Below are 18157 nucleotides of genomic sequence, written 5' to 3' on the forward strand. Positions count from 1 at the left end.
GTGAAGGTATTTACCCGTCATTTTTAGTTAAAATCGAAATTTTAAACCGATGCACCTTGTTAGAAGAATGATTTTATTTAATATTTTGCAGCTAACATTTTATTATCTTGCGTTTGATCCCAATAAGGATGGTTGAAAAATTCACCCCATAAGGTATTGGCTAATTCGCAAGTGCAACTTTCTTTAAAAAGGTCGTCCAATTTGGTCACATAGATGAATAATCTTTTGTACAAATTTTCCACCTTAACTTCCTCTTCTTTTTTACGAATTAAGCTTTGACCTTGATTTAAAGGATTTAAAATTTCTTTGTTTCTCTTTAAACGCTCTATGATGTTTCGCATCACTATATAAAATGCCTCATCAATTCGATCCACTGCTCTATAGTTTTCAACTGCCAAAATGGTTAGGATTATTCCACCAGGCATTCTCCAGTGCCTTCTGGATTTGCAGAACATTTTGAGTAATTTCACAATAATCCTTAATTGACCACCTGACTCCTCATTTTTTAAATGGAACCACTCTACAATTTTTCTCGGTTCCCAAAACCTCCACTTACTACCACCATGTTCATAAATGTAATCAGCGTCACTTAAATTCAGTTTATACCTTCTGTAAACAGCAAGATCTACATGCGAGCCATCTCTATAAACACATCTGATACAATTTGTATGGCAATCAATATGTGTCTCTGATTGATTAACAAAGGGTCTTAGCATTGAAAGTAATGCCTTCTTTGCTTTAACAGGACTTTTATCGATTTCATCTTTATCGAAAACGAGTGAAATGTCTATATCATTCTTTGAGAATAATCCATTCACAGTGGTTTCCATTGCAATACTGCCCTGTACAAATGGTTCTTCCAGAAGCTTATAAGATGAATTATTCATACTGTTGAAATACTCAATGCCTTTTTGCAAATTCAAAATTTCTTTTTCCATTTTCTTAATGAGACAAGTTTTCTCATATTCATTTGCTTCAACATTTTGTTTAACAAATTTTAAAAATGACAGATTCATATTAAACAAAATGAATTACCCCACTATTCTAATAAAAGTACGATTTTATGTAGACCTAGAAAACTTGTAATTCCTTCCTATGTTTGTAACTTTAGTATACCATTTTCATCCTGAGTAATCGATATGGCTATTGTCTTTTTGGAATATCAACAATTCCTGCAGCTCGATCTTTAGATATGTACAGACGTTACTAACAGCTCGGATACCGATCCATTTCGTCATTGTAAAGCTTTCTGACGGTCGGATACTCATGATCAATATCTCTTGGATAGCTTACGTATACTGATCTTTCTTTCATCTATTATGGGCTTTAAATTTTTAGTCAATCAAAGCACCGCACTTTAATAATTGAATATCGACGATTGGACTATGAAAAAAGCCAAGGTTTCCTTGACCTTTATCTACTATTTAACAGTAGTGAAACAGATTTCTAATTATCTCCATCCCATTGATAGGGTTCACCTATGGGACTGTACAGAATATCAATATCTATAAACTTCTTATGGTTCCCTTTAGGGTATTTAACTAAAATTAAATCCCACTTTCTAGGTACAAAGTCAACATCGTACCTCCAAAATTTTATTTCTTTGTTCTCTTCATTTACAATTCCATTAGCTTTTTTTCCATAGACCTCTAATTGTTCATTAGGAACATAGTATGCAGTATACTTATATTCTTGTTGTCCATTTCTATTCCCGACTTCTCGGTTGGATAGTCTATATGCGATAGAATCATATTCTTGATATTCCTCATTTTCTTCACTTTGATTGTTGTGCTCATTTTTTTCTGAATTAACTTTGTTATTAGATTGACCTAAATCATCATTTACGACTTCTTCTTGTATGTAAGAGTTAGCTGTGTAGTCTTCATGATCCTTGCTAAAATATACAATTAATATAATTCCAATTACACCAAGCAAAAAAATCGATACCTTTTTCATAATCCCGCCTACCTAATCAAAATATTTAATCTTTTCAGAACCTTAATCTGACTTTAATCAAGATCAAAAGAACAGTAGACTGAGTTATCTTCTTCATGTTTGATATATGTATTGCCTTTCAAGAAATAACGTAACCCTGTAGCAGCTTTTAGAATAGATATACTTAGCTCTCGCACATGTGATATTATGTCTCGATCATCTTGTTTAAATCCAGATGCAGAATATCTAACATGAATTTCAAATGATGAATCTTCGAATTTGAAGCTTATTATTTCCATCGCATTGCTCCTCTCTTTTCCTTAATTATACAACCGTCAGAATCTATTTAAAACTGCTGTTTTATTCAGAATTGACACTAATCAAAATATCCAAAAGGAAGGCTTTCTTTTAATAAAGACAGGTGAACTGCGATCACTTCTGAATCTTTTTCTTTTGAGCCTTCCAAAAGTTCAAGTGAGACGCTATTTAATACACCATTTACTTTCTTTAATTCAATCTCCATCTAATCTTCCTCACTATCTCTATTGTACAACCTATAATCACCTTCGCCATCTTCATGTTCAACGTCCCTTGATTCACATTTTTTGCAAATAAGATTCCCTTCATTGAAAATATTGTCTAACCCTGCATAATTAACATCATAGATTTTCCCGTTTCTCGCTCCACCTGTTGTATCAATAAGTTGTTTCGCCGTCACTGATACCTCAAGATAGAAAAAACGTTTGTTGCCGCAATCATTACATTTAGCCATTATTTAACGCCTCCTTATCCTGTCTAAGCTTCCGAATAGTCTCATTCTGTCTTTCTATAACATTTTCGTAATAGCAGAGTCTTTCTAAAGCTTGTATAGGATTTTTCTTAATCCACCTCAATCTTTCAATGAGCAGTCTCAGACTTAATTTATCCATTGAAATCATTTGATCACCCTCTCTATGTATAAAATTGTTGTTTTATTTAGTAGCCATAACAAAAAAAGCGTCCTAACTTTAGTTGTCGGTACGCTTTCTTTCATATAACAATATTCTAAGTTATTCGTATTTTCAAACTATATCTTCTGAAGTTGCTGACTCTTTCTTAAAATAAGCTTCTTACTGATCAAAAACTAAGAGCTGTATGCATTCAACAATTTCACTCCATAACCATGCATCCATTGTTTGCAATGTAAATCCATCGGGTAGCTGCTTCATTTTCACATTTACATTGAACCTTTTGCCGGTTGTTTTATGTACAACAGCTAGTTCTTCACCATTAAAGAAACGTACAATGGCCTCATCAAATTCAATAGGTTGATTAACCACATAACCTTCCTTTCTGCAGCTTATTTAAGTTCCTCACCGTCCATCTAAATGATTTATCTATGACGAGTTTCTTCTATTATATATGCCCATCTAAAATAACCCTTTCATATATTCAGCCTTTGCTCTAGGTTATTAGATATTATGATTGAATAAGATCGTTATTGATATTCGTTAAGTTGTATAAAAATAAGTCTTCGATTCATTTTTTGCTGTTACGATAACGATTAACGATTAATAATATTCAGCCTTATACACCCTCTTAATTATTCATTTTTTTAATTTCGCCCTTGATTTTCATTCAAATTTGTGAATCAGCCGAAAAAATCTCAAAATCCAATATTTGTTACTGAAAAGCAGGTATAAGACTTATTATATAGGGATTTAACTACCAATATGTGGGGGTATATTAACATCCAAATACTCAAAAGCAAGAACAAATGTACCCACAGCACTTCCATTTCCACACCCTATCCAAATTTTCATTTTCCTAATTCCACATCAAAATTACCCTTTTTCACATCGTAATCGCTATCGTAAAAGCCTATAGTATCAACGTTTTTCCTTATTGAAATTTTCCCTTTTTTATCAATATCTCCTGAAAACAACCACTTTCCCCTACTCCCGCTTATGTTTTACGATCGTTTACCTCCTATTCACTAATTAAAGTATCAAAATCTTTATGTTTACTGTCTTTTTTAATTGTTTATAAATTTTTACGATACGCATGTTACAGATATACTATATGACTTGACTGTATTTGGTGACGACTTAACAGAGAAATTTAATGCCCTTCTAACTTTTAACTGCAATGGGAATTGTGGTTGACCCAACAACTCAAGGTATTTCTGATAGTGAACAAGCAATGGATTATGATAAACCCCCTCCCCTTCTCTTAATTGAGGAGGGTATTTTTTTCGTAATGAAAAAATTGCAGAAAACATTACATCCTTTTACAATTTTTTCAATGACTATGTTATGATTGTTTTCGAGAGATTTTTGAAATTTTCAGAAAGAGGGGTTTGGATGAGTAAGATCGCTTCAGAAGTTGTCGCTACTACACTGAATGACTGGTACATTGCTATAAAAAAGCAAAAGGTTGATGAGTCAATAAAATATTATTCAGAGATAAAGAAACTTTTTGATGAAATGGAAGAAGATCAAGAAGTTCTTGCGTATTATAGTCTATTAGAAGAAAGACATAAAATGTTGCTGCATTCCTCACGAGGAGAGCCTTTGCAAAAGCATACCTATTTTACTGAAGACAATCAAAACTTCATTAAAAAAACAAATGATAAATTAGAATACAACTTTTATTTATTTGAAGCAATGTATGAGGCATACAACAAAAACTACGATCGAGCAATTAACTTATATGGATTAGCTGAAAAAAAGCTTGCAGAAATTCCAGATGAAATTGAAGCAGCTGAATTTTACTCTAAAGTCTCTTACTTATACACTCTTGTTAAACAAAGCATTGTGGCACAACATTATATAAAAAATGCAATTTCAATATATAAGCGACACCCTGATTACAAATGCAAACTAGCTACATCAACAATGATTGCAGCAGCAAACTATGCTGATATGAATCGATTTGAGGAAGCAGAACAATATTACTTAGAAGCAATTGATATTGCAAAAGAAACAAAAGATGAATTTTTAAAAGCTCAATTATTTCACAATCTCAGCATCGTTTATTCTGATTGGAATAAACCTGATAAATGCATCGAATCTCTTGAAAAAGCAATAGGAAATGAATCTTGGTTACATTCAATTTATTATATAAATTCTTTATTCATGATGATTAAAGAACTCTTTAAAATTGACGAAAAAATGAAAGCCATTAATTTTTACAATAAAGCACAGGAAAGACTCATAGTAATGGAGAATAAAGTATACGAAGCCAAAATTAGCATCTTATACAACCTTTATTGTGGTGAATTAAAAAATAATTTCAATAATTGTATTAGTAATATTGAGTTTTTAAAGCAACAAAATGAACTTGAAAGTGTAGATGAATTGTCCTACATAGCTGCAAAAAGTTTTGAATCAATAGGTGCTTTTGAAGAAGCAACGCGCTTTTTCAATGCGAAAATTTGGGCTGAACAGAAAATGAATCAGGTGGAGGGAATCTTATGAAAAAACTTGTGCTTTGCGTATCTATTTTAGCTGTGATTTTAAGTGGAGTAGCTTTAACGCAATTGAGTACAGATTCACCATCTAACATCCAGGTAGCTGAAAGGCCTGTCGGAGGTTAAAAAAGGTTGATTAATTAATTTAGCCCTACTCATACATTTGAGTGGGCTTTTATTTTATGATTTATGTCCACCAGTCAACCCAGCTCTGTGAAGCGCTGTACCTGCAAACGTAACTGAGATACTTCTCACTGTTTTATCCGAGTAAAACTTATTAAAGAGCATCAAGCAGCATCTATAAATGTCCATTGTGATATTTGTGGGAAGATCAATTGTTTTGGATCGATGAAATCCACCACCAAGCTCGTCCTTACTGTACCCAATTCCCAGGCTGATTGTCCGACCAACTTTATTATGTATACGTGCCCTTCTTGCGACTTCCTCACAAATTTCCAAAAGAACAGCCTTAATCTCTTCTCTCCTTGTATAATCCCTAAGTAAAATCTGACTCTTACCAAAACTAATCTGACCTTGCATCAATCAATGGAGCGCCTATTTCCGATAAATCGATTCCATGGGCATGATAATACAACTGGTTCCCCATTATTCCGAACTTCTTTTCAAGCAGTTCTAAAGGAAATTTAGCTAACTGACCTACAGTTGATATACCCATTCGATTCAGATTTCTTTCCATCCTCCCTCCTATCCCCCACATCTTAGACAAAGGGCGAACCTTCTAGAGTTTATTTGGTACATCTTCATATCTCCAACGTGCAATACCACTCTTTGTGTCCTTGCTCTCCAGGTCTAGTGCAAGCTTACTAAGCAACATATTGTCACCAATCCCAACTGTGCACATCAAACCAAATTCTCTCCACATGCTGCTTTGGATTGCTTTGGCCATTTCTTCAGGATTCTCTTTTCCTGCATCTAAAAAAGATTCATCAATTGAATACGTGTGGACACATTTTTCAGGAATAAATCTGTAAAACAGCTTTGTAATCTCAGTTGAAACTCTGATGAAAAGCTTCATTTGTGGATTTACAATGTGTATTCTTGGATCTTCAGGTATCTCAAATAGTCTCGATCCTGTTTTGATTCCAAAATCTTTTTTAAGTGCAGGAGATGCGGCTAATACTACACTTCCCTGTCTATCCGTATTCCCTACAACGGCAAGATAACATGTTAAAGGATTAAACCCCATTGCTACAGCCGATACAGAAGCATAAAAGGATTTCATATCGACACAAAGTATATTCTTACGTGGAAATTGTGGGTAATCAATCATTGTATGTAACTCCTATGATGTTATTCATGTTGATATAAACTGTATTGTCGTTCTGGTCTTTTACGTGTAGCTTTTGTTGTTCAAAATTAATGTAATGGACTCTGCCGGTGACATTTTCAATGAATCCATTGTTAAAGAGTTTGAATTTCAACTCTTTATTAAATTCAAGTGCCTCAGAAACGAGAATATCCATCTCATCAATTTGTTTGTCATCTAAAGATGGCTTTTCAACTTTTGATCCATCAATCAAATCTTGTTTAAGCTGTATTAAATGTTCTAGCATCATTGATGTCCATTGATTGTTCCTCGATCCCTAAGCATATAGACTCACTCCTTTATTGATCTAATATTAACAGAACTAATGTTCCCAACTCAATTAAACAAGAACAAATGTTCAATGTAAATGTTGGTAATAAATAAAACCCCCTTATAAAAGGGAGTTAATTAGGAGCAAATCAAGTTGCCATATTACTTAGGGTTTCATTGAAAGAAATGTACGACAAATATGCTGTCAAAGTGATCGCAACGCTTCGCTTCTGCTATCATCCTCTAATTAAAGTTGCAATGGATTTAGTTAGAATTCCAGATATAAAACATACAACTGTCATGATAGTCACCCAGATTAAAAAAGTCGGCTCTAACCCTATTTCAATTAGCATAAAAACTAAAGAGAGTACGAATATAATCAAAGTTGTTACCCATACTCTTTTGAAAATAAAGTATCCTATTATCCCTAAGATAAATGATACAGCCGGCAGTACAAGTAGTATTAAAAATGCAGGACGGGCTTGTCAAGAAAAGTGTGTAAGTTATTCTAGATATTTCTTCACACGTTCCTTTAGGTGGTCATGAACTAATAGTTGATTCATGACCATAGCCCATTGCTGGATGCGTCCACCATCCCATTTCTTTTCTAATTCTTTTGTTCGTAAAAACAATATTTTTAATAGGGCATTCTCATGGGGGAATGCTCCTTTTTTCGTGACTTTTCGAAAGCTAGAGTGGATACTTTCAACGGCATTTGTAGTGTACATGATTTTACGAATATTACCACCATAATCGAAAAGTTGTTCCACATGAGAAAAGTTTCGTTTCCATACGTCTACAGCTCCAGGGTACGTAGACCACTGCTTTTCAAAAGATTCAAATGCACTGTGACAAGCCTTAAGGCTTGGAGCTCCATACACTTTCTTTAAGGCAGCAGTAAAAGGCTTGTAGTCTTTACTTGGTATATACTTAATCGAATTTCGAATTAAATGAACAATACATCTCTGTACGGTCACATCAGGAAAAATCGCACGTGCTCCTTCTTCCAGACCACTAACGCCATCCATTGAGAGAAAGAAGATATCTTCTACACCACGAGATTTGATTTCATCAAAAATTTGCATCCATTTATGTTTACTTTCCGTTTCATTCAACCACAAACCTAGAATGTCCTTTTTACCTTCTATGGTATATCCTAGTATTGTGTAAACGGCATACTTCTTCGTTTCATAGTCATTACGAATGGTTGTGTAAAGACAATCGACAAACACAAAAGGGTAACAGTTACTTAAGGGACGATTTTGCCACTCTTCTAAATTAGGAAGTACAGTATCCGTAATGTCGGATACCATTTCATGAGATACAGAAAAGCCATAGATGTCTTCTATCGTGGAAGAAATGTCTCGTTGTGACATTCCTCTGGCATACATCGAAATGACCTTATCCTCTATAGAGGATACATCTCTTTTACGCTTTGGAATCAACTGCGGTTCAAATGAACCATCACGATCACGGGGGACTGCAATTTCAACTTCTCCTGCTGTTGTTTTCACGATCTTTTTGCCATATCCATTTCTTCTATTTCTTGTTTCTTTTTCTCCCTTGTCATTGGATTCATAGCCCAAATGGTGATTCATTTCACCTTTTAGCATTGACTCAAACATGGGACCAAATATGTCTTTTAATGCTTCTTGCATATCTTCTACTGATTTAGGCTGATACTGTTCGATAATCTTGTTAGCTAATTCTACGGAGTTCGGATCTCTTTTCAATTTCCCCACTGAAACCACTCCTTTAGCTTTATACTTATTATTCTATCAAATAAAAAACTGTGTGAGTAAGGAACCGTACGCATTCCTTACTTACACAGTTAATATTACACTCCCTGCAGGACCACCCAAATGAGATATCCTCCTAATCTTATTCATTATGCAATAATTCAAAACGTGCAATTTCCCATTCTTTTTTCGCTTTTAATGGTGTTGTATTAACCTTTTTCCCTGATTTTAAGTCATAGGAGGTTATTTCCCCTAAGACATTCTCTTTTTGCATGTCAAACCCTTTGATAAGGACGTACATGTTACTATCACCAAATTTAACATCATTCAATAACTTTTCACTATTTCCTGCATAGAATTTGAAAGATTTTTTCTTATTTAGATTTTCATCAAAAAAGCTAACTTTTCCATTGTATGAGACAGCAACGATCTCATCATTTATTCTCTTTAATTTTGTTGGGATGAATCCATTCTCCATTACAACTTCTTTTTTTGTTTTTAATGTCTCCTTATCAATCAATAATATTTTTGAAGGTTCTTTTTCATTTACATTATCATTAATAGCTAACATAAATGTTTTTTCATCAAAAGGTTGGAATGCATCTTTATCATCTGTAAAATAAACAGTTTTATTTGGAATAGAGGCTTTCTTTTCCTGCTTGTTCGTTTTTGGATCAATTGAAATGATGAACATATTCTCTTCATCACTAGTAATTGCGTAAATTTTATTATCTAGGACTTGCGCTGAAACAATTTCTCCATCAAGCTTAATTTGGTTTTTCTTTTGTTTGTCATCTTTCCAATAAACCAATTCACCTTGTAACCCTGAATCAGTGTATCCAACGTTTATATCATGTAACACATACTTATCTGAAGTGTTAATGAAAAAAGCTCCTTCATCTTCGGTTTCTTTAGATAAGCTTTTATCATTAAATTTCTTAATACGTCCAGTTTTGTTATTAATCATAAAATGGTTATTGCTTCTGTTTGAAGAAAAAAAAGTATCGTCTTTATTATATGATGATACACTAAGATTAATGCCATCCTTTATTATGACGCTATCCTGTACTGCCCCATTCTCTTTGTATATAGCTAACTCAGCACCTCTGTCTAATGTGTGTGAAAAGCCAACAATAAAATCGCCTTTGCTTATATTTTTTAATGCAGTTTTATTATTATTGTTCCTTTCTGTCTTATTTCCTGTCGGTTGTAAATCACATGAGCAAGTGACTATAAGCATACTCACCAGAATAAAAAGGGTCTTTAGTCTTTTCATTTTTTCCTCCTTATGAAGCAACAAAACAATCGGTTATAATCCGATTGTTTTGGCTTTGATCATTTGTTTAAAATCATTATTTTCTGTGGTGGAATATCACCGTATTATCTGATTTAACCAGTTCCATTGGAGTTACAAGAGTGTCCCATTTAATATTGTCAATGTCATGTCCTTGATTTTTCCATGAACGCCATGCTAGTTGAGAGCAGTAGAATTTTTTTGTTGTTTTTTTGTCAAAGAAGTTTAAATTATATTTCTTTTTGTCGTCAGCCTGTTTCTCTGCATATTTTGCAGCATTTATATATTTATCATTGTTTGATTTTCTAACCCATAGCCCATAAACTTTCTTTTTACTTCCCCAGTTATTAGTATATCTACGGACCCCATCTTGTTTAATTGGGCTCCAATCTTTATGCCAGGCTTCAACTGTTTTTGCCTTATTTCTAGATACAATAGCGGCATGTCCTACACCAATAGACCAGCTTCCAGAGTTAATCTCATAACTAACTAAGACATCGCCTTTGGTGCCCAATGACCCTGAGACTTTGTTTTCTGGTTGATATTCAGGTTCGTTCCACTTGTGTAAAACTTCATCAATTTCACCGGATTCTTTCAATTTTTTTATTTCTTCTTGTGACTCATTGTATAAGTCATCTGCATGTTTTTGTACAAATTGATATTCTTCCTTGCTCATTTCATAAAACTTATTAATCTGCTCATCGGTCAAGCCTTCTGCTTTTAACTCTTGGATTTCAGTTTGAACTCTTTGATCGGCAAGACTCGGGAATCCATCCGCTTTTGCACTATGACTAAACCCCAGACCAGAAATTAACATTGTTGTAGAGAACATGGTCGCTAATAAATACTTACTCCTTTTCATTGTAACATCCTCCTTATCAATTGTTAACTTTTTTTCAAAAATATAGAAGCGATAACACTTTTGAAGCAGCACACCAAAGGATTTGTGTGCTTTAATCGAGAGTTATAGAAATGAATTGCGCGTTATCCCAATAACTCCCTTTCTCACTAAAGCTTCCTACATTGACGATGCTCCACAGCAACAAAAGTTATTTAAACCCTTTTTATGTACCAAATCACCCCCTACCCAGACCCTATCACAATATTAGGCTGTATTGAATACCTTGTCCTATAAACAGATCAAAATCACCAATTATTCCAATATTTGAAAAAAGTTGTGCGTAGTTAATCTTTAACAAACACACAAGTTGTTCTTTATGTCACGTTTTCTGGATTTTAAAGTGCCAATATCTCATCAAGATTCATAAAACTGGTATAAAAGCACCTCTCCGTAAATAGTGACCTAAGTCACATTTTCACTTCATATTGAGAAAATTAGTGCTTAATTTTTTGAACACACTTCATACTTGGTTTTGGTCTTCCCTCTGTGAACCACTTTTGACAACAAAAAAAAACGAGGCTGATTTACACCACGTTTTTGTCCTTTATTCATTCCATTTAAGATGAGAAAAATAAAGACTGTCGAGACTTTATTCAACAGTCTGATCCTTTTTTACCAACTAAACTTTTATACTTAGATTCCTACCGGAAGCTCTGCGACCTGCATGTCACCAGATGCTGTACTACTATTAACGTGTGTACCAACACTTAAAGATAATCCAAAGAATGTTACCGCTAAGATCGAGCCAAGGATAAACTTCTTCATCAAATTCCCTCCAGTTTTCTCATTTTCTCTTTGACTTTGATTGCTTTATTAGCAAATTCCAAAGCCTCTTTGTAATACTCGCCCTTTTCATAATACCTTGAAATAACCAAGGAAAGGTCACTTACTCCATCTAAGTCACCTTTCTCTTCTAAGTATTGTACGTTTTCCCTGCATTTGTCAATGCTTTCATCTACCCTTTTACAATATAGGTCATGAATAATATTTATTTTGGTTTCATAAATTTTATTCGATCTAAACTTTAGCTCCTCTTGTCCTTTCTTGAGATAATACATGGCATTATCCTTGTCGCCTATTTTAAACCTCTCTCGGACAATCATATAAATGGAGTTAATGTAGTAAACAGATTCACGCCATTCATTGCATCTAACAGCTTTCTTAATTGCATTTATGCATTCTTGAGATTTATCAAAATTGGAATAAAGAATACTGATGTTGTGATATTGCATTGCTTCATAAAACTCATCTTTAAGTTCCTTAGCAGTCTTGATTGCAGTGAGAAAGTATTCCTCTGATTCTTCAAACTTCCCTAAATGCATATAATTCGTTGCCTTAATGACATAACAAATTGTAAGGTGTCTTTTATAATCTTCATGTTGACTGTATATATTGATTGCCTCATTAATATAACCTAACGACACTGCACTTTGATGAAGTGTCACATAGAGAGAAGCCGTTTTCATATAAAACTCTGCTGCTTCAATATCGCTTTCAATTTTAGAGAGCTTCTTTTCAGCAATTTTTAGCAAACTGATAGCTCGCTCATAATTCTTTGTATAGGACATGTACTCAGCTTCGTAAAGGTAAAAATAGTAGTCAATCAAGTTATCAATATTGTAACCCTGTAGCTCTTTCTTCTTCACTTTCCAGTCGTTTGGAGGCAGTCCCTTACCTTTGTTTTTGAAGAGCATCATCTTGTACCTAGACTCTAAAAGCTGATAATAAATGATAACCTTATCGTCTTCCTCCATATGCTTCAAGGATTCCTTAGCTTTCTTAAGAAGTTGCTCTGCCAAATCTATCTCACATTTCTTAATAGCAACATGAAGTTCATTCAGAGTATTAGCGACTACCTCGTGTGCGATCGTACCCATTTACAACCCCTCTTTTCTAAAATGTTTCGAATTATTAAACAATATAACAGATATTTGCAATATTTGGAATAATTTAAAAGTGATTTTCGGTAAGTTTTCGTCATACCGCAATAACCTTTTGGAGACTAAAAAAGTCCCTATTTCTTTTAATCAGTCCGCCTACTGATTGCATTATTGTCTTGAAATAAATAAAAGCGGGCTCCGAAAATGGAGTACCCGCTCTAGAAATATTGGCAAAATAAATTGTTTAAGATTTGAAATAAAAAAGAACCTGCATTAATCACGATTCTTTCCCTAATTTCCAGACTTTGTTTTTTGGTTAAAACCATTATTTTATTTAGTGTTCAAGTTAAAGTTGCTTATAAGCGCTGCCATATGAGGATTAATGGTAGTAGTCATCCTATATATTAAATCATCAAACTGTTTATAAAGATCCTTATCAAGAAATTCTTTAACTACGGTAGGGAAAAAATTATAAACCATATACTTAATCAACGCTAACAAGTCTTTATTATTTAGATATAAACAAATTAAAAAATAATCGTCAAATACAACAGTCCCTTCAGTTTGTTTGAAACTAAAATCGGTTCCATGCATAAACTGCTGTCTTAAAAAATCCAAAGATTTAAACGAAGGGGAACTAATAATTTTATTTAACTTATCTGTTAGTAACTCGTCAAAATGATCTTCTTCATTTTTTATCAAAAGTTCAGAAACATTTTTAAAATAAGTTTTGTTCCCATGTAAAGAATAAGTTTTAGTGAAAAACAAACCTAGTTTATCATGAACAGAATATGTTCTTGTTAAACATAAATTCATAAAATATTGGTAATCATCTAAATTGATGATCCAGACTGTAGACAAACTGGAAGAAATCCAGTTTGCCTACAGTCTTTTTTATTTTACAATGGAAGTACTACATAACTTGAGGTGATTGACATGCTTTCGAAACATAATCCCATTCAACGAGATCAATTAGAAATGATTACGTTAAATCAATTGGTACCGGCCAGCCACTTGGTTCGTAAAATAGAGGCAGCACTTGATTTTTCGTTCATCTATGACTTGGTGAAGGACATGTATTCAGAAATCGGTCGTCCCAGTATTGATCCTGTCATCTTAATTAAATTGACCTTCCTTCAATACACGTTTGGAATCCGGTCCATGCGCCAAACGATTGAACAAGTGGAAACCAATATGGCCTATCGCTGGTTCCTTGGGTATGGTTTTCACGATAAAGTGCCTCATTTCTCTACGTTCGGAAAAAACTATGAACGCCGTTTTAAAGATACCGATCTGTTTGAACAGATTTTCTATCGCATCTTAAAGGAAGCTGCCGAGAAAAAGCTAATCAGTGCCGAGCACGTTTTCGTGGATTCGACCCATGTTAAAGCGAGTGCGAACAAACGCAAATTTGAAAAGAAAGTCGTTCGCAAAGAGACACGCGCGTATCAGGAACGCCTTCAAGAAGAGATTAACCAGGACCGGGAAGATCACGGAAAAAAAACATTTCCTCCGGACAAGTTTGAGAAGGAAGAGAAGAAAGAAATCAAAGAAAGCACCACCGATCCAGAGAGTGGTTACTATGTGAAGGATGAACGGACGAAGCAGTTCGCCTATTCTTTTCACGCAGCCGCGGATCGTAACGGTTTTGTGCTTGGCACCATGGTCACACCTGGCAACACACATGATAGTCAGATTTTAGAGCCATTGGTCGGAAAGGTCATAGAGAGAGTCGGAAAGCCTGAAGCGGTCGCCGCAGATGCCGCGTACAAAACTCCTGCGATTACCCGTTACTTATTGGAACAGGGGATGACCCCTGCCTTGCCATACACACGACCACGTACGAAAAAAGGTTTTTTCCGAAAACATGACTATGTGTATGACGAATACTTTGACTGTTATCTTTGCCCGGCAGGTGAGATCTTGGCCTACTCGACAACGAATAAAGAAGGATATCGGGAGTACAAATCGCCAAAACAGATTTGTGCGACATGCCCATTTTTAGCCAGATGTACGGAGAGTAAAGACCACCAGAAAGTGGTGACGCGTCATATTTGGCAGGAATACGTAGAAGAGGCAGACCATCTTCGCTATCACGCAGAGGTGAAAGAGATTTATGCCAAACGTAAAGAAACCATTGAGCGTGTATTCGCAGATGGAAAAGAAAAGCATGGCATGCGTTGGACAACGTTAAGGGGACTTAAAAAATTGTCGATGCAGGCGATGCTTACTTTCGCTGCCATGAACCTGAAGAAGATGGCCAACTGGACGTGGCAAGGTCCAAAAATGGCCTAAATGATGAACTCGAAGAGGTCTGTCTTTTTATTAAATAGCTTAAAATCCCATAAAAAGCTAAAAAGGGGTTCGGAATGAGACCATTCCGAACCCCTTTTGTCGACAAACTGAATCATCTAAATTGATGATCTCTAATATTTCAGTAGGCAAGTGATCTTCTACATTTTCCACCCTGTATAATAAAAAGAAATAAGAAAAAGCACGGAATACTTCATGAAACCTAAACACAATATCGCTAAGTATGTTTAATAGAGGTTTAATTTGATTTTTCGGGCTTGTCAAGAAAAGTGTGTAAGTTATTCTAGATATTTCTTCACACGTTCCTTTAGGTGGTCATGAACTAATAGTTGATTCATGACCATAGCCCATTGCTGGATGCGTCCACCATCCCATTTCTTTTCTAATTCTTTTGTTCGTAAAAACAATATTTTTAATAGGGCATTCTCATGGGGGAATGCTCCTTTTTTCGTGACTTTTCGAAAGCTAGAGTGGATACTTTCAACGGCATTTGTAGTGTACATGATTTTACGAATATTACCACCATAATCGAAAAGTTGTTCCACATGAGAAAAGTTTCGTTTCCATACGTCTACAGCTCCAGGGTACGTAGACCACTGCTTTTCAAAAGATTCAAATGCACTGTGACAAGCCTTAAGGCTTGGAGCTCCATACACTTTCTTTAAGGCAGCAGTAAAAGGCTTGTAGTCTTTACTTGGTATATACTTAATCGAATTTCGAATTAAATGAACAATACATCTCTGTACGGTCACATCAGGAAAAATCGCACGTGCTCCTTCTTCCAGACCACTAACGCCATCCATTGAGAGAAAGAAGATATCTTCTACACCACGAGATTTGATTTCATCAAAAATTTGCATCCATTTATGTTTACTTTCCGTTTCATTCAACCACAAACCTAGAATGTCCTTTTTACCTTCTATGGTATATCCTAGTATTGTGTAAACGGCATACTTCTTCGTTTCATAGTCATTACGAATGGTTGTGTAAAGACAATCGACAAACACAAAAGGGTAACAGTTACTTAAGGGACGATTTTGCCACTCTTCTAAATTAGGAAGTACAGTATCCGTAATGTCGGATACCATTTCATGAGATACAGAAAAGCCATAGATGTCTTCTATCGTGGAAGAAATGTCTCGTTGTGACATTCCTCTGGCATACATCGAAATGACCTTATCCTCTATAGAGGATACATCTCTTTTACGCTTTGGAATCAACTGCGGTTCAAATGAACCATCACGATCACGGGGGACTGCAATTTCAACTTCTCCTGCTGTTGTTTTCACGATCTTTTTGCCATATCCATTTCTTCTATTTCTTGTTTCTTTTTCTCCCTTGTCATTGGATTCATAGCCCAAATGGTGATTCATTTCACCTTTTAGCATTGACTCAAACATGGGACCAAATATGTCTTTTAATGCTTCTTGCATATCTTCTACTGATTTAGGCTGATACTGTTCGATAATCTTGTTAGCTAATTCTACGGAGTTCGGATCTCTTTTCAATTTCCCCACTGAAACCACTCCTTTAGCTTTATACTTATTATTCTATCAAATAAAAAACTGTGTGAGTAAGGAACCGTACGCATTCCTTACTTACACAGTTAATATTACACTCCCGATTTTTCTGTTTCATAAAAGGTAATAAATAATCATAGTAATTATTTATTACATTAATGAAGCCCTCATGCGCTTTATTATTATAAACAATATAATCAAAAATTTCCTGTTCTTGAACTGAAGGTAACTTAACAACTGGGAATTCTTTTATTCTGTACTTATCGATATCAATATTAGATATGTTTATCTCTGTATTAAGAATATCGTAATAAAATGCCTCTAATATTTCAAAAATCTTATCTTCAATAACCGAAAAATTTAGAGTATCCAACAAAGATACATTACCATACTCAGGATTCAAACCATGGTCTATATTTTTTCTAAATTTCATGAGTAAATTATAATTATGGTTCCCCAATAAATCATTTATAAGACTGTATACTTTATGAGTTCTATATTCCGCTACCTTTTTTGCCTCTTTTTGAATTCTCTCGAAATTTGCGGAGATATAATTATCCGGTTTAGTAAATCTAAATTTTACAAGTGTTGCAATATTGTTTATAGCTATTGACAAATAATAAACTCTGTTAAAGTTAAAGAAACTTGGAGAGAAATACAAATTTATCCATGGCTCATTATTAAATTTCAAACGTTTACTTTTATATTCTCCACATAAAACAGCATACTTTAAATGAGAAAATCCAAGTTTTATAAAATGCTGCATAAAACCGTTATATATAAGTTTAAAGTACTCATCTTTATGCTCTTTATTTTTGTAGATCTCTAAGGTCCGCTTATATTCTCTAGCATCTAGTTCATCTAAATCTTGTAATAAAGAATCTATTTTGTGTTTCTCCATCTGTGTAAGGTCTCCATTCTATTATTTTAACCAATTATTGTTTCTGCAAAATAATAACAGAGCATCTACCGTATTGTATCTCTTTATCAATGAACAATTGCAATACTTTTGTTTAATAGACTATTCAATTTCAACACCATCATATGCATCGCCTATTGATATAAAATCATCCCTTAACCAATACCAATGCTTCCCCTTATTCTCAAGCAGTCGCTGTATTAAATCAGTAAATGAACTTGCTATCACCTGTGTTTCCCCGACAATCCCATGTCGATCAAAAAAGCTGTCATAGCATTTTCCTTTGCGCTCTTCGTTTAAGTCAATTGTTAGGTATTCTCCTTTTCCATCCGTGCAAACAATATACCACTCTGATGAAATGTCTTCCTCACAGAGCTCCCCAACAATAATAGGATTAGCCAATTTAAACTCAGCTGGTCGTACTATGTATATTGGATAATCCGCATTTTCATACAAAACTGCTCCACCACATTGTTCATAAAACTCACTAATATCTTTTGGTAGTTGATGCTTCTCGTCTATTACTGGAAGACCATCAGCTTCAAACAGCCGACAGTCTGATGTTGCAGCAATCTTCTTGACTAACATATCAATGCTCATGCCCATAC

The 18157-nt window shown here is 34.5% G+C and carries 21 protein-coding genes and 3 pseudogenes; 4 read left to right on the forward strand and 20 right to left on the reverse strand.

Annotation, left to right across the window (positions count from 1 at the left end; all coding sequences use genetic code 11):
* Window positions 1-77: 77 nt before the first annotated feature.
* The 8 genes and pseudogenes from NSQ09_RS16140 to NSQ09_RS16175 all read right to left on the reverse strand — a co-directional run bounded on the left by NSQ09_RS16140 (window position 78) and on the right by NSQ09_RS16175 (window position 3859).
* The gene (locus NSQ09_RS16140; RefSeq protein WP_154230817.1) at window positions 78-1016 is read right to left on the reverse strand and encodes a cyclic GMP-AMP synthase DncV-like nucleotidyltransferase; all 939 of its coding nucleotides are present in this window, start codon (window positions 1014-1016) and stop codon (window positions 78-80) included.
* 105 nt (window positions 1017-1121) lie between these two features.
* Window positions 1122-1342, reverse strand: a pseudogene (locus NSQ09_RS16145) (helix-turn-helix domain-containing protein).
* Between the two features lie 104 nt (window positions 1343-1446).
* Window positions 1447-1956 (reverse strand): hypothetical protein, encoded by a 510-nt coding sequence (locus NSQ09_RS16150; RefSeq protein WP_029727200.1) that lies wholly within the window; start codon window positions 1954-1956, stop codon window positions 1447-1449.
* 53 nt (window positions 1957-2009) lie between these two features.
* Window positions 2010-2234, reverse strand: a complete 225-nt coding sequence (locus NSQ09_RS16155) for a hypothetical protein (protein ID WP_029727199.1) — start codon at window positions 2232-2234, stop codon at window positions 2010-2012.
* A gap of 77 nt (window positions 2235-2311) precedes the next feature.
* Window positions 2312-2458 (reverse strand): hypothetical protein, encoded by a 147-nt coding sequence (locus NSQ09_RS16160; RefSeq protein ID WP_164972541.1) that lies wholly within the window; start codon window positions 2456-2458, stop codon window positions 2312-2314.
* Complete coding sequence (locus NSQ09_RS16165) at window positions 2459-2707, reverse strand: hypothetical protein (RefSeq protein WP_032679225.1); 249 nt, start codon at window positions 2705-2707, stop codon at window positions 2459-2461.
* A 337-nt stretch (window positions 2708-3044) separates the two neighbouring features.
* Window positions 3045-3278: pseudogene (locus NSQ09_RS16170) on the reverse strand (hypothetical protein); the annotation flags it as partial.
* Between the two features lie 455 nt (window positions 3279-3733).
* Window positions 3734-3859, reverse strand: coding sequence for a hypothetical protein (locus NSQ09_RS16175; protein ID WP_284691204.1), 126 nt, complete (start codon window positions 3857-3859; stop codon window positions 3734-3736).
* 203 nt (window positions 3860-4062) lie between these two features.
* On the opposite strand from NSQ09_RS16175, the gene NSQ09_RS16180 reads away from it, so the two are divergent.
* The 3 genes from NSQ09_RS16180 to phrK are packed head-to-tail and all read left to right on the forward strand — an operon-like array spanning window position 4063 to window position 5512.
* The gene (locus NSQ09_RS16180; RefSeq protein ID WP_250634977.1) at window positions 4063-4233 is read left to right on the forward strand and encodes a phage holin; all 171 of its coding nucleotides are present in this window, start codon (window positions 4063-4065) and stop codon (window positions 4231-4233) included.
* A 44-nt stretch (window positions 4234-4277) separates the two neighbouring features.
* Window positions 4278-5393: a response regulator aspartate phosphatase RapK gene (rapK, locus tag NSQ09_RS16185; protein ID WP_129137677.1), complete on the forward strand. Its 1116-nt coding sequence runs from the start codon at window positions 4278-4280 to the stop codon at window positions 5391-5393.
* On the forward strand, window positions 5390-5512 hold the full coding sequence (gene phrK / locus NSQ09_RS16190) for a phosphatase RapK inhibitor PhrK (protein ID WP_004399440.1): 123 nt from the start codon (window positions 5390-5392) through the stop codon (window positions 5510-5512). The genes rapK and phrK overlap by 4 nt, the downstream gene beginning before the upstream one ends.
* 54 nt (window positions 5513-5566) lie before the next feature.
* Here the strand turns inward: phrK and NSQ09_RS16195 are convergent.
* The 9 genes and pseudogenes from NSQ09_RS16195 to NSQ09_RS16235 all read right to left on the reverse strand — a co-directional run bounded on the left by NSQ09_RS16195 (window position 5567) and on the right by NSQ09_RS16235 (window position 13658).
* Window positions 5567-6677 (reverse strand): annotated as a pseudogene (locus tag NSQ09_RS16195) (Y-family DNA polymerase).
* Window positions 6670-6963 carry a YolD-like family protein gene (locus tag NSQ09_RS16200; protein ID WP_080529416.1) on the reverse strand — a complete coding sequence of 98 codons (294 nt, stop codon included), beginning with the start codon at window positions 6961-6963 and terminating at the stop codon, window positions 6670-6672. The pseudogene NSQ09_RS16195 and the gene NSQ09_RS16200 overlap by 8 nt, the downstream one beginning before the upstream one ends.
* A gap of 256 nt (window positions 6964-7219) precedes the next feature.
* Window positions 7220-7447 carry a DUF2651 family protein gene (locus NSQ09_RS16205; RefSeq protein ID WP_341032525.1) on the reverse strand — a complete coding sequence of 76 codons (228 nt, stop codon included), beginning with the start codon at window positions 7445-7447 and terminating at the stop codon, window positions 7220-7222.
* A 39-nt stretch (window positions 7448-7486) separates the two neighbouring features.
* On the reverse strand, window positions 7487-8734 hold the full coding sequence (locus tag NSQ09_RS16210) for an IS256-like element ISBsu2 family transposase (RefSeq protein ID WP_031600262.1): 1248 nt from the start codon (window positions 8732-8734) through the stop codon (window positions 7487-7489).
* Between the two features lie 130 nt (window positions 8735-8864).
* On the reverse strand, window positions 8865-9998 hold the full coding sequence (locus NSQ09_RS16215) for a hypothetical protein (RefSeq protein ID WP_080529417.1): 1134 nt from the start codon (window positions 9996-9998) through the stop codon (window positions 8865-8867).
* Window positions 9999-10074: 76 nt separating this feature from the next.
* Complete coding sequence (locus tag NSQ09_RS16220; RefSeq protein ID WP_080529418.1) at window positions 10075-10878, reverse strand: septation ring formation regulator EzrA; 804 nt, start codon at window positions 10876-10878, stop codon at window positions 10075-10077.
* 672 nt (window positions 10879-11550) lie between these two features.
* Window positions 11551-11682: a hypothetical protein gene (locus NSQ09_RS16225; RefSeq protein ID WP_273796633.1), complete on the reverse strand. Its 132-nt coding sequence runs from the start codon at window positions 11680-11682 to the stop codon at window positions 11551-11553.
* Window positions 11682-12794, reverse strand: coding sequence for a response regulator aspartate phosphatase (locus tag NSQ09_RS16230; RefSeq protein ID WP_080529419.1), 1113 nt, complete (start codon window positions 12792-12794; stop codon window positions 11682-11684). The genes NSQ09_RS16225 and NSQ09_RS16230 overlap by 1 nt, the downstream gene beginning before the upstream one ends.
* A 333-nt stretch (window positions 12795-13127) precedes the next feature.
* A complete protein-coding gene (locus NSQ09_RS16235; RefSeq protein ID WP_341032045.1) occupies window positions 13128-13658 on the reverse strand; it encodes a Cthe_2314 family HEPN domain-containing protein in 531 nt (176 codons plus the stop codon).
* A 75-nt stretch (window positions 13659-13733) separates the two neighbouring features.
* Between NSQ09_RS16235 and NSQ09_RS16240 the strand changes: the two genes are divergently transcribed.
* A complete protein-coding gene (locus NSQ09_RS16240) occupies window positions 13734-15092 on the forward strand; it encodes an IS1182 family transposase (RefSeq protein ID WP_041339714.1) in 1359 nt (452 codons plus the stop codon).
* Window positions 15093-15388: 296 nt separating this feature from the next.
* Here NSQ09_RS16240 and NSQ09_RS16245 read toward each other — a convergent pair whose 3' ends face one another.
* The 3 genes from NSQ09_RS16245 to NSQ09_RS16255 all read right to left on the reverse strand — a co-directional run bounded on the left by NSQ09_RS16245 (window position 15389) and on the right by NSQ09_RS16255 (window position 18149).
* Complete coding sequence (locus NSQ09_RS16245; protein WP_031600262.1) at window positions 15389-16636, reverse strand: IS256-like element ISBsu2 family transposase; 1248 nt, start codon at window positions 16634-16636, stop codon at window positions 15389-15391.
* Window positions 16637-16655: 19 nt separating this feature from the next.
* Complete coding sequence (locus NSQ09_RS16250; RefSeq protein WP_341032047.1) at window positions 16656-17531, reverse strand: hypothetical protein; 876 nt, start codon at window positions 17529-17531, stop codon at window positions 16656-16658.
* 120 nt (window positions 17532-17651) lie between these two features.
* On the reverse strand, window positions 17652-18149 hold the full coding sequence (locus tag NSQ09_RS16255) for an SMI1/KNR4 family protein (RefSeq protein WP_080530061.1): 498 nt from the start codon (window positions 18147-18149) through the stop codon (window positions 17652-17654).
* Window positions 18150-18157: the final 8 nt, after the last annotated feature.

Origin of the sequence: Bacillus sp. FSL W8-1202 (assembly GCF_038006165.1) — a bacterium.
Classification (GTDB): domain Bacteria; phylum Bacillota; class Bacilli; order Bacillales; family Bacillaceae; genus Bacillus; species Bacillus subtilis.